This window comes from Neobacillus sp. KR4-4, from assembly GCF_042136325.1.
In the GTDB taxonomy this organism is placed as follows: Bacteria; Bacillota; Bacilli; order Bacillales; family Cytobacillaceae; genus Neobacillus.
In genome coordinates this window covers 47,903-65,259 of the sequence record NZ_JBHHJU010000004.1, presented here as the reverse complement: position 1 = coordinate 65,259, position 17,357 = coordinate 47,903, and the positions used below count along the sequence as shown (strand labels likewise).

The window sequence follows — 17,357 nt, the reverse complement described above, 5'->3', positions numbered from 1 at the left end:
AGATTTTCCGGTTAAATGCAGAATGGCGCTCGTTTCGGGGGAAATAAGGGGAGATTTTCCGTTTATGCAAAGCAAAATCTCCCATTTTCACGTTTTTCGAATAAATAGGCGGAATTTCTCCGTCTATTTACCCCCTATTTTAATAATAATTACGAATTAAGCGGAAAATTTCCGTCTATTTATCAGCTCGGGTACTTAACCCGATGCCCTAACAGATAAGTGCGGACCCTCAATAATGATGTCAATTGCTATTTCAAATTTAAGAAAGCTTTAGTAGTAGGAACTTCATAAATAAAGAAAAAGACGTATGCTAATGCATACGTCAATTCTTGTGTCTTTTTATTAAGAAAGCACCCGTAAACGGAACCTTTTATTTTTTTGAGGACCAGCTTTTTCTTAAATGCACTATTTTTCTAATAATCCTTCACTTTCTAAAAATTCCTTTGCGACTTTGGCTGGTGACTGCTTAAGGCTGTCGACCTTATAGTTCAGTTTTCGCATTTTTTCATCAGTTAACTTACCAGCCAAGGAATTTATCACTTTTCTAAGTTCTGGATGTTCCTTTAACGTTTCTTCTTTTAACATCGGTACCGCATAATAAGGAGGGAAAAAGTTCTTATCATCCTTTAATACCTTTAAGTGGAACGCTTCAAGTAAACCATCCGTTGAAAAGGCATCGATGACATCACTCTTATGGTTGGCTAATGCCGTGTAGCGCAATCCGCCGTCAACGGGTTTTACCTCTTTAAATTTCATATTATACGTTTTTGTCAGTCCGATTAATCCATCCTCACGATTAGGGAATTCGATGGTTGGCCCCATGGTTAATCCATTGCTGATTTTGGTTAAATCAGATATCGTCTTTAAGTTAAATTCCTTTGCAGTATCTTGACGAACAGCTAAGGCGTAAGTGTTATTAAATCCAATCGGTTTTAACAATTCAAAACCATACTTTTGCTTGAATTCCTTCTGGACAATATTGTAGACTTTGTCCGGATTACTTTGGGGCGGCTGATTTAAAATATTCACTAACCCTGTCCCGGTATACTCAACATACATATCAATATCCCCATTTTTAAGGGCGCTGAAGGCCACCTGACTGCCGCCAAGATTTAGTTTTCTTTCTACTTGAATATCAGTCTTATTTTCTATTAGATCTGCAAGCATATTTCCTAATATTAATTGTTCACTGAAATTTTTAGAACCGATCACAATCTTATCCTCTGCGTTTACTTTTGAATAAACAGTAAATGCACCGGCAATGATGATGACAATACTCGCAAAACTAATCATCATTTTTTTAGTGGTTTTCCCGGTCTTTTTTGCTGAAGATTGTTTGCTAGTATAGGAAAGTGAGGATTCTAGTTTTCCTACGATAAAATCGATAACTAGGGCAAGGATACAGGCAGGAATCGCTCCTGCTAAAATCATATAATTATCGACCGTTTGCACACCTGAGAAAACGAGATATCCTAGTCCGCCAGCACCAATGAAGGCAGCAATTGTCATTAATCCAACAGCGGTAACCGCTGAAATTCTGATACCCGCCATAATCATCGGGAAGGCTAGTGGTAACTGAACCTTTCTCATCGTTTGACTCTTGGTCAGACCGATACCTCTGGCGGCTTCCAGAATATCTCCATCAATATTCGTTAAACCTGTATACGTGTTTTTGACAATAGGAAGCAATGAATAAAGAACGACCATAATAATCGCAGGAGTACTGCCAATCCCAACGAATGGAATAAGAAATCCAAGTAAGGCCAAACTAGGTACTGCTTGAATCACATTGGTTGTTCCTATTATCGGTTTTGCAAGTTTTTGCTCTCTAGAGATTAATATACCGAGTGGGATCCCGATAATAATTGCTACTAGGACAGAAATTACGCTTAAGTAAAGATGCTGGCCCAGTAGACTGAATACTTGCTCATAGTTAGTGGTTAAATAGTTCATAAATCCACTCATTAAAAGGCCACCTCCAAATCAATTAACTGGCTGCTTAGTGCAGAAAGAATACTACTTCTAGTTATAAGTCCAATCAGCTGTTTATGACTGTTCACAACCGGCACATAACCAATTTTATGCTCATTCATTGTTGCTAAAACTGATATCAAATTGGCATCCTGTGAAACCGAAAGGACATTTTGTTCCATTACCTTTTCGATTGAGATTGTTCGATTGAGCAATTGGATACTTTTTAATGTCACTAAACCTTTTAGGACATTATGTTTATCAGTAACCATTAGGCTGTCGACTTTTTGGTCCTTCATTATTTCAATCGCCTGTAGCACTGTGCGCATGGAGGTGATCTTCACAGGATTAGGAATCATAATATCCTCAGCCATTAATAATTCAGGATTGTTCCAAACCCGTCTTTTACCAATAAAGTCTTCAACAAAGTCATTGGCAGGATTCTTTAAAATATTTTCAGGGGTATCATATTGAAGTATATCCCCGTCTTTTAAAATACAAATCTTATCTGCTATTTTAATAGCTTCGTCCATATCATGGGTAACAAAGATAATCGTTTTGTTAAGTTCCTTTTGCATTTGGAAGAGTTCATCTTGAAGCGAACTTCTTGTGACAGGATCTAACGCACTAAATGGTTCATCCATTAAAATGATATCGGAGTTGGTTGAAAAAGCTCTTGCTACCCCAATTCTTTGCTGCTGACCACCACTTAATTCCTTTGGAAAGCGATGTAAGAATTCTTTCGGGTCTAATCCAACCAATTCAAGCAGTTCTCCAGTTTTCTTCGCTATGGAATCAGGATCTTCTCCTTTAAGTTTGGGAATCAACTCTAAATTTTCTTTAATAGACATATGAGGAAACAATCCCGTATTTTGAATCACATAACCAATATTTCTACGCAGCTCAATCGGATTAATGGTCGAAATATCCGCCCCATCTACAAAAATTTGCCCAGACGTTGGCTGAATTAATTTATTAATCATTTTCAACAATGTCGTTTTTCCGCATCCGCTTGGTCCAATAAAAACAACCAGCTGGCCAGCTTCGATATCTAACGAAAAAGGTTTAATAATTGTCTTCGATCGATATTTTTTAACAATATTCTTAAACTCTATCAATTTTTCTTCCTCCTTTGACAATAAAAATGAACCGGTCGTCAATGTGACAACTTAATACTAACACATAAGTTGTTACTTTGTCTAATTCATCACAATTTTGCTTCTTTCCAATTAATGAGCCATTAAGTACAATGAGGTGAGGAATATAGCGCTATGGAGTAAGCAGGTGATGAGATGAAAACAATTTTAATTGTTGATGATGATGAATATATCCGCAATCTTGTAATAAGTTTGCTGATGAGAGAAGGATTTAAAACAATTGCAGCGGAAAATGGGAGCACAGCACTTGAACTTTTAAATAAAGAGGATTGTGATTTAGCGATCGTAGATATCATGATGCCCGTCATGAATGGTTACCTCTTAACAACTGAAATCCGAAAAGAGTATGATATTCCGATTATCTTATTAACGGCAAAAAGCCAGATTGAAGATAAGGAAAAGGGATTTGAATCCGGCACGGATGATTACTTAATTAAACCGTTTGAACCCAAAGAATTAATATTTAGGGTCAATGCCCTGTTAAGAAGATATGGAAAATCTGGGGAAGCGAATATTAAGATTGGGACCTTATTCATAAATAAAAAAAGCTATGAGGTTAAAATTAATAACAAGACCTTTATGCTCCCGTTAAAGGAATTTGAACTTTTATCTTTTCTTGCTACGCATCCTAATCAAGTGTTTAGCCGCGGTCACTTGATTGAAAAAATATGGGGTCTTCATTTTGAAGGAGATGAAAGAACCGTGGATGTTCATATCAAACGGTTACGCGAAAGGTTTGCGAATATTGCAGAGGATTTTATCATCAAAACGATTAGAGGGGTAGGATATTCCCTGGAGGTTCTTTAACTAATGATCATGAAATCTTTGTATAGTAAATTCGCCTTTATTACGATTATGATTATGGTTGTCAGTGGAATTATTTCTTTTTTTCTTTCCAATGCTTATTACCAATTCAAATTAAAACAGCAAAATGATGAAAAAATCATGAATTTTGCCATTGAAATAGCTGACTTTGCTAGTAAGCACCCTTTGATTAGTCTCCAGGACTATTTTGACCATATCGGTACGATTGGTTACCAAATACTTTTAGTCAATAAAGAGGGGGACAAGAATTATTTCGGATCGTCGTTTAGAGTAAAGAACTTACCAGCAAATATTCCAGGAAAAGTTTTAGATGGAGAGGTTTATCATGGGATTCGCAATTTTCCTCATAAAACCTTTGTAACCGGATTTTTTGCCAATGAATTAAAAAACTCAGTCGGTGTCCCATTTGAGTATAAGGGTGAAGAATACGCCATTTTTATCAGGCCAGATATTAAGCTTATGTTTAACGAGATGCATATTCTTTTTGGCTGGCTGCTAATCATTTCAATTTTATTAAGCGTAATATTGGTTCTTATTAGCACCAAATATTTAGTCAAGCCGATAAGAAAGCTAAATTTCGCAACGAGAGCAATTGCGGAAGGAAATTTTTCAATCAAGTTGGATATTACCCGAAGCGATGAACTTGGAAATTTAGCAGTTAGTTTTACTAGGATGACAGAAAAATTAGCACAAGTAGATTCGTTAAGAAAAGAACTAATTTCTAACATATCTCATGATATCCAATCACCACTAACCAATATAAAAGGGTATTTAAACTTATTGGAAAACAGCGGCAAAAGGGAGCAAGAAGAACAACAATATTTACGCGTGGTTCAATTCGAGGTAGACCGACTCTCCAGGATGACCAAACAGTTATTACTTCTATCCACAATTGAGAGTAAAAAGGATTTAATGGAAGTTAGTAGCGTAAATATAGCTGAACAGCTCAAAGCTTGTATTCACCAATACGAATGGAGCATCCTGGAAAAAGGAATAATGATGAGTTACTCACTCTCTGATGCCAGGGTTAAAGGGGACCCAGCATTACTATATTCTGTCTGGGAAAATCTGCTGACGAATGCGATTAAGTATAATCGTGAAAATGGTACGATTGATATTGAATTGACTGAAGCGGATAAAGAAGTTTTAGTAGTTATTAAAGATTCTGGTGTGGGATTAAGTCAGAAGGATCTCAGCAGAATCTTTGACCGTTTTTACCGGGCGGATGCCTCTAGAGCACGTTCAGTTGAGGGAACAGGTTTAGGCCTGTCAATCGTCCAATCCATTATTGATTTGCACCATGGAAAAATTGATTTAGAAAGCATAGAAGGAACAGGGACTACTTTTACTGTGCACCTTCCTAAATTGTAAAGTAACGTTCATCTTCCGTTCATATTCGAACAGTATTCTGTTTGTGAAATGAAAGGGAAGGTGAATTTTTTATGTACTTATTACCATTTAAGGAAATGACATTTTTTAAAGTGAGATATTTGTTAATCAGCTTTATTCTTTTTTTCGTAGCAATCCTTGTTTTTGTCATCAGTGGACTTGCCAATGGCTTATCTATGAACAATGCTTCAGCGATCATTAACATGCCAGTACATTCTATTTATCTGCAAAAAAGTGCTGAGGGGCGCATTGATCGATCTCACTTTACCCTTGATTTAGAGAAATTGACAGCAAAAAGTGAGACTCAGCCAATTGGTATTCAAATGGGGGCCATTTCTAAAGGGAATTCGGAGGAAAAATTAGATATTACATTTATGGCTGTAAAGCCAGGTAGTTTTTTAAAGCCAGATAGAAAGAGTTTGGAAACAAACGGGGGAAATTCTGTCTTACTAGACCGCTCGTTATCTGAAACAATTAAGAAAGGAATGATCGTAAAAGATGCACGAAGTGGAATAAGCTTAAAGGTTGTTGGTTTCTTGGATGATCAAACTTTTAGCCATACACCTGTTGCGCTTATTTCCCTTGACACCTGGGAGGAACTCGCTGGCGGCTCAAACAAAAGTGAATATAACGGAATTGCCATAAACAAAGTGGATCTAGGATTGGAAAAATCCATTACTAGTTTATATAAAGATGGGGAATGGGTAAAAAAGGATCAAGTGGTCAAGGGCATTCCTGGGTATTCGGCTGAACAAAATTCACTTTATATGATGTTATCGTTTTTAATCGTAATCGCTATGTTTGTATTAGCCGCATTTTTTTATATTATGACCATACAAAAAACGGCACAATTTGGCATCTTAAAAGCCATCGGTGCTAAATCGAGTCAATTGGTTAAATCAACTATCTTTCAGGTGATTATGTTATCTATTGTTAGTATTGCAGCAGCTGTAGCCTTTACTAAGGGCTTTATGTCTATTCTTCCTGATGATATCCCGTTTATATTTGATTTTGTGCAAATGGCTAAATTCTCAGGGTTATTATTTATTGTGTCGATATTCGGCTCATTATTATCGGTATTTAATATTGTGAAGGCCGATCCAATTCAAGCAATGGGGAGAGTAGAATAATATGATGATGGAACCATTAATATTAGAACAGGTTGAAAAATCATTTAAAGATGGCGATAAGGAAAATCATATCGTGAAAAACTTATCCTTCCGTTTAAAAACGGGCGAAGTGGTTGCGATTATTGGTCCTTCAGGGTCGGGAAAATCCACGTTTTTATCGATTGCAGGTGCTTTGCAATCTCCTGATAAAGGAAAAGTCATTGTAAATGGCACAGACATTGCAACCTTTAGTGATATTGATAAAGCAAACATTAGATTAAATCACCTAGGTTATATTTTCCAAACATCGAACTTAGTCCCTTATTTAAAGGTAGAAGAGCAATTGAGCCTTGTTTTAAAAATGGCGAACCAGTGGACAAAGGAAAGTAAAAGAAAGATTAACGAGATGTTAGTTGCAGTTGGGATGGAGCAACGATCTAAATTTTATCCCCGCCAGTTATCGGGTGGAGAAAAGCAACGAGTCGCCATTGCTAGAGCGTTTATTAATGATCCGGAAATCATCTTAGCGGATGAACCAACAGCCAGTTTGGATTCAAATCGAAGCATGTCCATTATTGAGTTAATCGCAAAAATCGTTAAGGGGCAAAACAAATCTGCTATCATTGTTACACACGACGAACAGATTCTGCCGCTATGTGATCGGATTTACGTAATGAAGGATGGACAACTTATGGAGCAAGGAAACAGAGTTTAAATGTAAAGTGCTAGCAATCTGAGTGATTGCTAGCTTTTTAGAAGATAAAGTTGAATTGTGCAAAAGAATTAACAAAAGATGTTAAAATGGAGGTATTACTAAATACCAAAAGAGGAGAATTTATTATGAGCTTTGTTCGGAACAAATTCAGTGCGAAGTTTTTCCTTTTCCTCGTATTAGCTTTTCTGTTGATTCATGTGCCCATTCTAGGAAACTATGTAAAAGTCATTAATACGCTTATCCATGAGTCTGGTCATGCATTAATTGCTCTTTTTGGAGGGAATGTCGAACGAATATCGTTATTTATGAACTCCGAAGGGGCGACATATAGTAATCAGTCAACGTGGATTGGCAGCTTCTTAACGAGCCTAGGAGGATACACTTTTGCGTCATTTATGTCATTTATATCATTTTTATTAATTGGAAAGAAGAAACAAATTGTTCTGGTTGATCTATTGTTAGGTTTTATTGCCTTGAATCTTATTTTTTGGGTAAGAAATCCATATGGTTTGTTTTGGTTATGTTCATTTGCCATTGTTTTTTTGTTCCTGCTCATTAAAGGAAGTCAAAATTTCAGAGATCATTTATTACTATTGATTGCCTCGGTATTAATGGTTGATTCCGTCCAAAGTGCGTATGAAATCTTTTACATCAGCCTATTTCAACCACAGGCCGCAGGGGATGCAGCAAATCTAGCCAGGCTCACAGGAGTCCTTCCAGCACAATTTTGGGGGCTTTTCTTCATGGTTCAGGCTCTGTGGTTTTGTTTCTATGGGTTAAAAAGAGGATATTACAAGCTTGGGAGTTGAAGTAATTCAGCTAATATTAGAAGCCCGCCTTGTTTCTGCGGGCTTGTGTAGATTATTTTTGTAAATCTTTTTTCGTCATTTCACTGCGAATATCTTTTTCTTTTGAAAACTCTGTATCTTGATTTTTGTTGTTAGGGTATTTATTTTTTCGTTCTCTGTTATCATTCTTGTTAGTCATCGTAAGCCTCCTTTTTAGTTACCTCGGAGATTATTTTGTGCAAGGGAGAACTTTTTACTCCCTTTTAATAAAAAGTTAAGAATGGAAGCATAAGCTATTATAGTGAGCAGCTAAAACGGAAGGGTGAGTATGTAATTGGATACTTTAGATGCAATTAAAACACGTAGAAACATAAAAAAATTTAAATCCATGGAGATTGACCAAAATTTAATCGATACATGGTTAGAGGCTGCATCAATGGCACCCAATCACCGCATGACGGAACCATGGGAGATTTTTTTTATTGGAGCAGAAACGAGAGAAAAGCTAAACCATAAAACAAATTTTGGAAACGCACCAATGGTTATGATGGTCTTATCAAAGCGTGGAGCAACAACAGTAGAAACTGAGGAAAACGCAATGGCAACGGCGTGCTTTATTCAAAATTTTAATTTAGCTGCGTGGTCAGAAGGGGTTGGGACCTTTTGGTCATCTATCGGCATCACACCAAAAAACAGGGCTATCCTTCAAGTACCGGACGGATATGACATAATAGGCGTACTTGGAGTAGGATATCCCGAAGTGATTCCAGAGCCAAAACCACGGACACCAATTAAGAATAAAATAAGTAACTTGCCTTGATAGGAAAAGAAAGAGCCAACCGATGAATGGTTGGCTCTTAATATAAGCTAGATAGCCTCATTGTATTCTAATGTAAGAGTGTCGATAATTTCTTGAACAGGGAGAATATCTTGAATTTCGCCGACTCTCGCTCCAGCAAACACAAGCCCATTTTCGACGTCACCTTCCATCGAAACCAATAAAGAATCCATAGTACAGAATCGATAGGAACAGTTTTTTAAGCAATCAATGCATTTAGTGATTTTTAACTTGTCCTTTCCACTAATTAATTTAGCAAATTGATTGTTTATTGCCCTTCCATGAAGACCTACTGTAGTTTTAACTAAAACCAAATCATCTTTTCTTGCATCAACATATTTTTGCTTAAAAGCTAATGGGGCATCACATTCTTCGCTGGCGACAAAACGTGTCCCCATTTGAACTCCTGAGGCGCCCATAGCAAGCGCTCTTGCAATATCTCCGCCAGTCAGAATACCTCCTGCAGCAATAACCGGTATGGAAACTGCTTCAACCACTTCAGGTAGGATATCAAACATTGGGCGGTCGGTGCCAAGGTGACCACCTGCTTCAAAGCCTTCAACGACAACCGCTGCAGCCCCAAGTCTTTCGGAAATCCTAGCTAATTTAGCAGATGAGACGATTGAAATAACTGGAATTCCTGCTTGTTTTCCCCATGCATACATATCTCTTGAAATTCCAGCACCCGAGATAATAAAATCAACTTTCTCTTCAAGGGCAGCTTTCATTTTTTCAGCAAAGTCATTCATCGCGAATAGAACATTAACACCGATGTATCCAACATCTTTAACCAGACTTTTCGCCTTTCTAATATGTGTTCTCATTTCGTCCGTGGAAATCCCTGTTCCAGAGATAATCCCAATACCGCCAGCATTTGCCACAGCTGATGCCAATTTACTAAGTGATATACCTACACCCATACCGCCTTGCATAATCGGAACCTTTGGCATCATATGACCTATTTTAAGTTGTGGAAAGTTCAATTTATTACCCCGTTTCATTGTTTTTGTAGAAACTTCTCATGCATCATACCATTTCATTTTAGAGATGTCTGTGATTACTATCACCAGGTCATAATGGCAGGTGGTATGATTTTCTAATATGTTACAATAAACTTGATGTTAATTCATAACAACATTCCGTATAAAAAAATTGTTGAAACCAAACGATACGAAATGAAGTTAAAAATGGATGGTGGTAATTGTCATGATTTTATTTACTGATATAGACCTTGATGGGCTTGGATGCGGGCTAATCGCGAAACTTGCTTTTGGAGAAAAAGCGAATGTATTTTACTGTTCTTATAGGAATTTAAATCAAAGAGTGGAAGCAGTGATTAAAAACCCTGAGAATAATAATGTAGAAATATATATTACCGACTTGGCAGTAAATGAGCATGTGGAAAAAAAACTCGAGGAGCGGTTTAAACAAGGCAAACCTGTTCAAATGATTGATCATCATGTGACAGCCTTGCATTTTAATGAATATAAATGGGGAAGCGTTATTCCCGAGTATGAAACGGGCAAGAAGACATGTGCCACTTCATTATTTTATGATCACTTGATTTCAAATGGAATCATGGAGAGAAATAAGGCGCTTGAGGAATTTATTGAGTTAGTCCGCCAATACGATACGTGGGAATGGGATGAAAACAATAATGTAACGGCGAAACGCCTAAATGATTTATTTTACATACGGAATAGAGAGCAGTTTGAAGAAGAAATGCTAAAAAGGTTAAGGGAAAATACGGAATCGTTTATGTTATCTGAAACGGAGAATATGCTTCTAGATATTGAGGAACAAAAGATTAATCGATATATTTATTCAAAAAGCCGACAAATTGTTCAAACCTTTATTGATGATTATTGTGTAGGGATCGTACACGCAGAACAATATTTATCGGAGTTAGGAAATGCGCTAAATAATTTATATCCGCATATGGATATGATTATTCTATTGAATATGAGTGGAAAGAAAATGGGTTTTCGAACCATTCATGATGAAGTAAATGTCGCAAAATTTGCAAAGAGATACGGTGGAGGTGGACATCCAAAAGCATCTGGTTCTGAAATGACAAGTGAGGCGTTTAAGCAATTTGTGGTGGATGTGTTTGGAATTCTGCCACTTAAACCAGATGCGGATCGGAATGAATATAACGTGAAGACTTCTCATTCTGGGACAGCTTTTCAAAATCAAATGGGTGATATTACATACATCATCCCCAGCAGTGAGAGTGAATATTTTATTGTGCACAATAAGAAGAAACTGGATCAAACCTTTGCTACATTTGAAACTGCTGAGCGTTATCTCAAAAGAAATTTTTCTTCTTGGCTTCAGTATGATCAAGATTATCTCTATCAGTTATCTGCCACACTAAAGATGCCAATTGATAAGATAAAGGATAACCATGCGGAGATTATCAGCAATTACTTAGTCGATATAGTTTAGGAGTAAAAGAGAGCTTGGGATTCCCAAGCTCTCTTTGCGTCATAAATTGGGGATTATTAAAAATTAAGATTCCGTTAAGGCATGAATGGTAGTATAATCGTAGGTATTTGTTAGTGCTATTTCAGTATCGTAATTATCGTGAAACAGAAAGTAATTCCGTTAACATCCTCCTGTAATATTCAAACGGTATAATGGTTTTAGACACTATATTTTATGGTTTGGATAAGGGGAATTAATGGAGTACCAAATTTAACATTATTTCAAAATACCTTTTTGATAAAAAATAATGGGGTGATAGGATGGCTTCAACTTCAAAAAGGAGTAAGTATTTTGACAATGCCAAATTTATCTTGATTTTTCTGGTTGTCTTTGGGCACCTAATAAGTCCGTTAAAAGAGGAAGACGGGATTCTATTTACTTTATATACAGTCATTTTTCTCTTTCACATGCCAGCATTTATTTTTATCTCTGGATACTTTGCAAAGGGTTTTAAAAAGAAAAGCTATATTGTAAAGTCAATTAAAAAAATATTATTGCCTTATTTCATTTTCCAAATCATTTATTCGGTTTATTATTATTTAAATGGTCAGGAAGCTAGTCTGGAGTTCGATTTTTTACATCCACATTGGTCACTATGGTTTTTGCTGAGTTTGTTTTGTTGGAATTTATTACTTTATGTTTTTGCCAGATTTAGATGGGGCGGATTTTGTTTCTCCATCGGATTAGGAATAGCCATTGGATTTATTGATGATGTGGGTAGCTATTTAAGCTTGTCTAGAACATTTGTCTTTTTTCCGTATTTTTTATTGGGTTTTTTACTAAATGGCGATCAGTTGAAAAAAGCGATTCGTTCAAAATATTCACGTCATGTTGGATTAGTTATTATTCTCGGAACGCTGTTTTCTTTTGGGTTCAGTTTACCGCATAACGTCGTTCCATGGCTTTTGGGAGATACTTCCTATGCCAATATGGGACAAGAGGAATGGGTGGATGGACTTTATCGAGGCTTCCAATATCTGCTGACATTAATTGTCGTCTACGGATTTCTCACGGTTATACCTTCCAACCCACTAAAGGTATCGAAAATAGGTGAAAGAACGTTGTATGTCTATTTGTTACATGGTTTTATAATCAAATCACTTGAAGTAGCCGTTATTGACCAAAATTTATTTAATTTCTCAGGACAATATCTTTTACTGATTATCCTATCTTTCGTCATCTGTTTAATCCTTGGCAGCTACGTCACTAAAAAATATACGCGTCCTATTGTGGAATTAAAGATTTAAGTAATTAAGGGAATCGTAAAGAGCCGAACATATACCTGTTCGGCTCTTTTTAATGTTATAAGAATCCAAATAATGAGCTGACAATATTTTTCTTTTTTCTTTTACCCTTACTTGAATCAAATACCATAGGGTCATCTAATTGAGAAGGTATATTCACTTTACTAAGAAGCTTTTGGAATTGTTCAAGTTGCCTAGTTAATTCATTTACTTGAGATTGTAATTCTTCTATTTCACGCCGGTGCTGTAAGAGTTGATATGAAACAACAGAATCTGCCTTGGAATGAAGGGCAATTTCTAATTTACTAACTTTTGCAGTCAATTCTTCTAATGCGTTATTGTTTTCTACGGCCTTTACAGCACCTTTTCTAGGAATTTTGTTCTCTTTGATTGGTGTGATTTCCTGGATTAATGTTCCATTTTGGAGTTGTTCATGGATTTTTTTTAATACTTCGATATCCTCGTTGTTAAAATGATAATGTCCGCGCTCATTTCTTTCCATTGGTAACTCGAGCTGTTTGACCCAGCGTTGAATAGTACTGGTAGAAACACCTAATAATTTTGCTACTTCACTAGTATTCATTTCGAATCCCTCCAATGAATTAATTAAATCTTAACCCAAATTAAGACCAGAATTTCCACCATTTCTTTTCTTTTGTTGCTGCTACATCCCGATAGCTGTTCAACATTTGTTGAAAGGCAATTTCTCGTTGTGTAATTTCTTGTCGGTATTGATCTCGCTCTTCAAGGAAGAATTCGCGCTCTTTGTTCATGGCCTCCGTTAAACTTGAGATTTCGTTGTTTGTAACATCTACATAGTGGGATAATTCTTCTGATGTTTCTGATAACTGTTTGGAGAGTGTATAAATTTCCTGAGAAGTTTCGATTGCTGCGTTGGTAATATTGTTAGAAAGGTAGTGTAAGGAGTCTGCCGAGAGTTCAGATGCTTTTTCTAAACTCTTTGATAAATCTTGAATTTCTGCCTGTGTGTTAGCAGATGATTTATATATAGAGTCAGAGATTGACTTAACGGTTGTATAGGTCCCTTTGTTTATTTCCTTCTTTACTTCTTCCACTACTTCCTTTCGCACAACATTACGTATTTCATTTTTTACTTCGCTTAAGAAAGTTTCCTTATACGTATCCATTGCTTCGAAAAACTGATGCGCATCAATGGCATCCTGTATAGTAATTTGCGCGGAGGGTTCTGAAAGGACCTCGAGTGAAACTTGAGTAATCTCTTGTATTAATTCACTTTCGGGATGTAATTTCTTATGCATAATTTCTCTAATTTCTTCCTTAGTTAATTTATTTTCATACATTCTTTTAATTTCTACTAGTTTTTCAATTTCTAATTCTGTATAAATCCTTGCCCCTTGCTTTGTTCGGGGAATCTCGAGTAATTCCTCTAAATCTTTTTCCCACTGACGGACAACGCCTGGTTTGATATTTATTTTTTTTGCCGCTTCTTTTAAGGTATAGGTCTTCATTAGAACAGTCATTCCTTTCTATTTATCTAGGAAATAATTCATCTTCTGTAAGTTATTCACCATTTGGTATTACTTTTTCCTGCAAGATGACAAAAGCTATCAAAACAAGACGGAAACCATGAAATAACAACATTTTTTTTGCGAAAAGCATTTTCTAAAATAAATATTTGCAAAAAAACAATTGAGAGAAATGATATAGAGGTTTATTATATGAAGTGAAAAAGATAAAGAAAGAAGGAGCAACATGTGGATTGCAGCGGCCTTTATTACTATGGTTTGCTTCGGGGCAAATAATACGATTTTTAAGTGGAGTACGGGGATGAGGGTCTCGAAGGTACATATACAGTTCTTTTTTTATTTTGTTGCCTTTGTCTTAACATTAGGATTTGCGATTGTTAATGAAACCGTTCATCTAAACGTAATGACTATTCTGCTGGGAGCTTTAATTGGTATACTAAATGCAAACGGCAATATCCAAATGTCAAAGGCTTTTGAAAAAGGGCCTGCTAGTTTAACCTCACCATTAATAGGCACGAATACTATATTTCCAATCATTTGTGCAGCCTTTGTTTTTCATGAACAAATTACATTGATTCAGTGGTTAGGGATTGTATTTATGCTAGGGTCTGCCATGGCAATTCAATATTCAACGGAAAAAAAACGAAGGACCAATTATCTTCCTTGGATGATTCGTGTGGGCCTAGCGATTGTATCCTTTGGAATATTAGGGATTTTAATGAAAACAACCTCTTATATGCATCTCAATTCATTGAATATCCTCATCTCTATGTATGGTGGCGGAAGTATTTATTTAATTATTTGTAGTGTCCTGACAAAGGAAAAATGGCAGAGATCAGAAGTCAATGTGGGTTCGATTGTAGGTCTAATTAGTATTTTAGGCTATAGTTGCTATTTCTACGCACTTAAAACAGGGACAGCTAGTATCGTCTTTCCAGTAGTAAGTCTAAATTGTCTAGTCGTTGTTCTAGCTGGATTTCTGCTTTATAAAGAAAAACTTAAAAGGTATCAAGTTATTGGCGTTCTTACTGCCATAGTTGGGATCATTTTTACGAAGTTATAAAAAAGTGCAGGCCTTTCAGTTTAATTGAAAGGTTCTGCACTTTTTTTCTAGCTCAAACTTTAGTTAATGAGACCAAGCTTTTTCAATCCATTAAAAATACCAGAATTAGTGACCTCTGTCGTTTTATGTTTGGCATATTGAAAAAGATCAGGATGTCCGTTTCCCATCGCAAAACCTTCCCCGACAGTTTGAAGCATTTCCTTATCGTTCATTCCATCTCCAAAGGCAATTGAACTTTCCTTATCGATTCCAAGTCTCTCTAATACTACTTGAACTCCAAAACCTTTGTTCACACTATCTTGAATGACATCATAACAATGGCGCATTCCGTCGACATTGACTTGTGATAAGTGGATTTCCTCTTCATTTTCCTGATAAAGGGCAGGATCGTCTTTTTTTAAATTCACCAGTGTCATCCCTAAGACAGCGTTATTGACTGCCGGTGAATACGGTTCATTTTTGTGTAAGTGAAATTTGTGCATAAATTCAGTGCTAATCTCTGCTTCTATATTGGTAAAAACGTTCTTACTATTTGTATAAAGGACAACTTCATGCTGATTTTCCTTTGCAATTTCTAAGAATTTTGTAACGGTTGAGCTGTTCATTGGTTTCTGGTAGAGGTCCTTCCCTTTATAAATGGCATAGGCTCCGTTATAACCAATGAATGAATGAATATTCAACTCCTTGCCAAGTTCATCTATTTCATGAAGCGGCCTCCCGGTTGCTAAGAAAACCTCCACCCCTTTTGCTTGAACTTGTGAAATGGCTTCTTTGGTGGAATCCTCGATTGTATCATCAGGTCTCAGTAGTGTTCCATCAATATCTAAAAATAAAACTTTGTAATTGGTCACGTCCCTAGCTCCTTCTTCAAAAATTATTGGTTTTAGTCTACCACTTTTCGATAATGGAAGTCACATTTATCTAATTGTGTTGTTTTCCAAGCTTGGAGGAATAATAAAGGGAATAGACATCAATATGAAAAAGTGAGGCAAAAAAATTATGAAAAAGATGTTCCTTCTATTCCTGTCTCTTCTCATTTTAGGACTTCCAAAAAATGTGGCAGCAAAGCAAAAGGTTCCGATTCTAGTCTATCACTCCATCGACCAATATAGTGGGACTGGCTCTAAGGAGCTATATGTGACACCAGAAAACTTCGAGAAACAAATGACCTATTTAAGAGACCATGGGTATACCTTATTAACTTTCGAGCGTTGGCAGGATATAAAATCAGTCCCAAAGCCAATATTTATCACCTTAGATGACGGGTATAAAAACAATCTTCATGCATTTTCAATTTTACAAAAGCTGTCAAATAGAAATTTTCATCCGACTGCTACCTTTTTTGTGATTTCCGATTTTATCGGTAGAACGAACCGCTTAACAAATTCGGATCTAAGAATGCTAGTAAATACAGGATTAATCTCAGTTCAGTCACATACATCGACACATCCTGATTTAACCAAAGAGAATAACCTAGAATACGAACTGAAGGAATCGAAAGAAAAAATTCAGAAAATAACAGGGAAACCGGTAATTGCAATCGCATACCCGTTTGGAAATACGAATGAACATGTGGTGGCAGAAACAAAAAAATATTATCAATTTGGACTCACGACCACGCCAGGTCCATTTTCTCTGACGGGCTTTAAAAACGAACTCTACTATTTACCACGTATTTATATAAAATATTCAACTATACTCGCTGATTTTGAACAAGCGGTGAAGGTGGAGTAAGTAGATAATGAAAAGACACTGTAAACTGTCCGAAATCTGTATGTAATCAAACAACGCTATAATAGTAAAACATAACTATGACTCTATTAGGGCGGGTGTTTATATGGAAGAGACAATGGTAAAATCCTACTTACAAAAATCACTAGATGAGTGGAAGGATGATATCTCACTAGTTTTAACTGAGATTGCAAATGAGTACGATGAGGTAGCACAGGAATTAAAAGTATATTCCTACAAATATGGAATCACCAAGCAAGTGATTCAATCGACAGTAAACGAAGAAATCATTGAAAAAATTCGCGATATGTATCATAAACCTTTTGAAGAAAGCTATAATCAGCTTAAAGAATACATAAAGGACTTAGAAGAAAAAAGGCGTGTTTTTCAAATGTTTATTCAAAAGATTGAGGAAGTAACTAAAAAAGAATCAGCGAAAATTACTACTTATTAACAATAACTTCATCCTACAATTAGCAGCCTGATCATTTTGATTAGGCTGCTTTTTTATTTGGCTCTAGTTAAAGGACCA

The 17,357-nt window shown here is 36.2% G+C and carries 18 protein-coding genes; 11 read left to right on the top strand and 7 right to left on the bottom strand.

Translation table 11 applies throughout. The features are described 5' to 3' along the window. Positions 1-405 precede the first annotated feature (405 nt). Both ACE198_RS05415 and ACE198_RS05410 read right to left on the bottom strand, forming a co-directional pair. Positions 406-1,965, bottom strand: coding sequence for an ABC transporter permease/substrate-binding protein (locus tag ACE198_RS05415; RefSeq protein ID WP_375374909.1), 1,560 nt, complete (start codon positions 1,963-1,965; stop codon positions 406-408). Next, on the bottom strand, positions 1,965-3,089 hold the full coding sequence (locus ACE198_RS05410; protein ID WP_375374908.1) for an ABC transporter ATP-binding protein: 1,125 nt from the start codon (positions 3,087-3,089) through the stop codon (positions 1,965-1,967). Before ACE198_RS05410 ends, ACE198_RS05415 begins: the two co-directional genes overlap by 1 nt. Positions 3,090-3,263: 174 nt before the next feature. Between ACE198_RS05410 and ACE198_RS05405 the strand changes: the two genes are divergently transcribed. The 5 genes from ACE198_RS05405 to ACE198_RS05385 all read left to right on the top strand — a co-directional run bounded on the left by ACE198_RS05405 (position 3,264) and on the right by ACE198_RS05385 (position 7,975). Further along, positions 3,264-3,935, top strand: a complete 672-nt coding sequence (locus tag ACE198_RS05405; protein ID WP_098574958.1) for a response regulator transcription factor — start codon at positions 3,264-3,266, stop codon at positions 3,933-3,935. Positions 3,936-3,938: 3 nt separating this feature from the next. Continuing rightward, positions 3,939-5,324: a sensor histidine kinase gene (locus tag ACE198_RS05400; protein ID WP_375374907.1), complete on the top strand. Its 1,386-nt coding sequence runs from the start codon at positions 3,939-3,941 to the stop codon at positions 5,322-5,324. Between the two features lie 71 nt (positions 5,325-5,395). After that, a complete protein-coding gene (locus tag ACE198_RS05395) occupies positions 5,396-6,472 on the top strand; it encodes an ABC transporter permease (RefSeq protein ID WP_375374906.1) in 1,077 nt (358 codons plus the stop codon). Between the two features lies 1 nt (position 6,473). Continuing rightward, positions 6,474-7,166, top strand: a complete 693-nt coding sequence (locus tag ACE198_RS05390) for an ABC transporter ATP-binding protein (protein WP_375374905.1) — start codon at positions 6,474-6,476, stop codon at positions 7,164-7,166. Between the two features lie 125 nt (positions 7,167-7,291). Then, the gene (locus ACE198_RS05385) at positions 7,292-7,975 is read left to right on the top strand and encodes a M50 family metallopeptidase (RefSeq protein ID WP_375374904.1); all 684 of its coding nucleotides are present in this window, start codon (positions 7,292-7,294) and stop codon (positions 7,973-7,975) included. A gap of 52 nt (positions 7,976-8,027) precedes the next feature. On the opposite strand, the gene ACE198_RS05380 is transcribed toward ACE198_RS05385, so the two are convergent. Further along, positions 8,028-8,153, bottom strand: coding sequence for a hypothetical protein (locus ACE198_RS05380; protein WP_285851459.1), 126 nt, complete (start codon positions 8,151-8,153; stop codon positions 8,028-8,030). 135 nt (positions 8,154-8,288) lie between these two features. Between ACE198_RS05380 and ACE198_RS05375 the strand changes: the two genes are divergently transcribed. Further along, entirely contained in the window at positions 8,289-8,774 is a 486-nt protein-coding gene (locus ACE198_RS05375; protein ID WP_375374903.1) for a nitroreductase family protein, read from the top strand. Positions 8,775-8,821: 47 nt separating this feature from the next. Here the strand turns inward: ACE198_RS05375 and ACE198_RS05370 are convergent, their stop codons facing one another. After that, on the bottom strand, positions 8,822-9,793 hold the full coding sequence (locus ACE198_RS05370; protein WP_375374902.1) for an NAD(P)H-dependent flavin oxidoreductase: 972 nt from the start codon (positions 9,791-9,793) through the stop codon (positions 8,822-8,824). 205 nt (positions 9,794-9,998) lie between these two features. Here ACE198_RS05370 and ACE198_RS05365 point away from each other — a divergent pair, with 205 nt between their 5' ends. Continuing rightward, positions 9,999-11,240 carry a DHH family phosphoesterase gene (locus ACE198_RS05365; protein WP_375374901.1) on the top strand — a complete coding sequence of 414 codons (1,242 nt, stop codon included), beginning with the start codon at positions 9,999-10,001 and terminating at the stop codon, positions 11,238-11,240. A 299-nt stretch (positions 11,241-11,539) separates the two neighbouring features. Then, complete coding sequence (locus ACE198_RS05360) at positions 11,540-12,526, top strand: acyltransferase family protein (RefSeq protein ID WP_375374900.1); 987 nt, start codon at positions 11,540-11,542, stop codon at positions 12,524-12,526. 55 nt (positions 12,527-12,581) lie between these two features. Here the strand turns inward: ACE198_RS05360 and ACE198_RS05355 are convergent, their stop codons facing one another. Further along, on the bottom strand, positions 12,582-13,106 hold the full coding sequence (locus tag ACE198_RS05355) for a MerR family transcriptional regulator (RefSeq protein WP_375374899.1): 525 nt from the start codon (positions 13,104-13,106) through the stop codon (positions 12,582-12,584). 40 nt (positions 13,107-13,146) lie between these two features. Further along, positions 13,147-14,013, bottom strand: a complete 867-nt coding sequence (locus ACE198_RS05350) for a MerR family transcriptional regulator (RefSeq protein ID WP_375374898.1) — start codon at positions 14,011-14,013, stop codon at positions 13,147-13,149. Between the two features lie 244 nt (positions 14,014-14,257). Between ACE198_RS05350 and ACE198_RS05345 the strand changes: the two genes are divergently transcribed. Next, positions 14,258-15,094 (top strand): DMT family transporter, encoded by an 837-nt coding sequence (locus ACE198_RS05345; RefSeq protein ID WP_375374897.1) that lies wholly within the window; start codon positions 14,258-14,260, stop codon positions 15,092-15,094. Positions 15,095-15,153: 59 nt separating this feature from the next. Here the strand turns inward: ACE198_RS05345 and ACE198_RS05340 are convergent, their stop codons facing one another. Beyond that, positions 15,154-15,945, bottom strand: coding sequence for a Cof-type HAD-IIB family hydrolase (locus tag ACE198_RS05340; protein WP_375374896.1), 792 nt, complete (start codon positions 15,943-15,945; stop codon positions 15,154-15,156). A 148-nt stretch (positions 15,946-16,093) separates the two neighbouring features. Here ACE198_RS05340 and ACE198_RS05335 point away from each other — a divergent pair, with 148 nt between their 5' ends. Both ACE198_RS05335 and ACE198_RS05330 read left to right on the top strand, forming a co-directional pair. Then, entirely contained in the window at positions 16,094-16,828 is a 735-nt protein-coding gene (locus tag ACE198_RS05335) for a polysaccharide deacetylase family protein (protein ID WP_375374895.1), read from the top strand. A gap of 103 nt (positions 16,829-16,931) precedes the next feature. Continuing rightward, a complete protein-coding gene (locus ACE198_RS05330; protein WP_026563700.1) occupies positions 16,932-17,279 on the top strand; it encodes a hypothetical protein in 348 nt (115 codons plus the stop codon). Positions 17,280-17,357 lie beyond the last annotated feature (78 nt).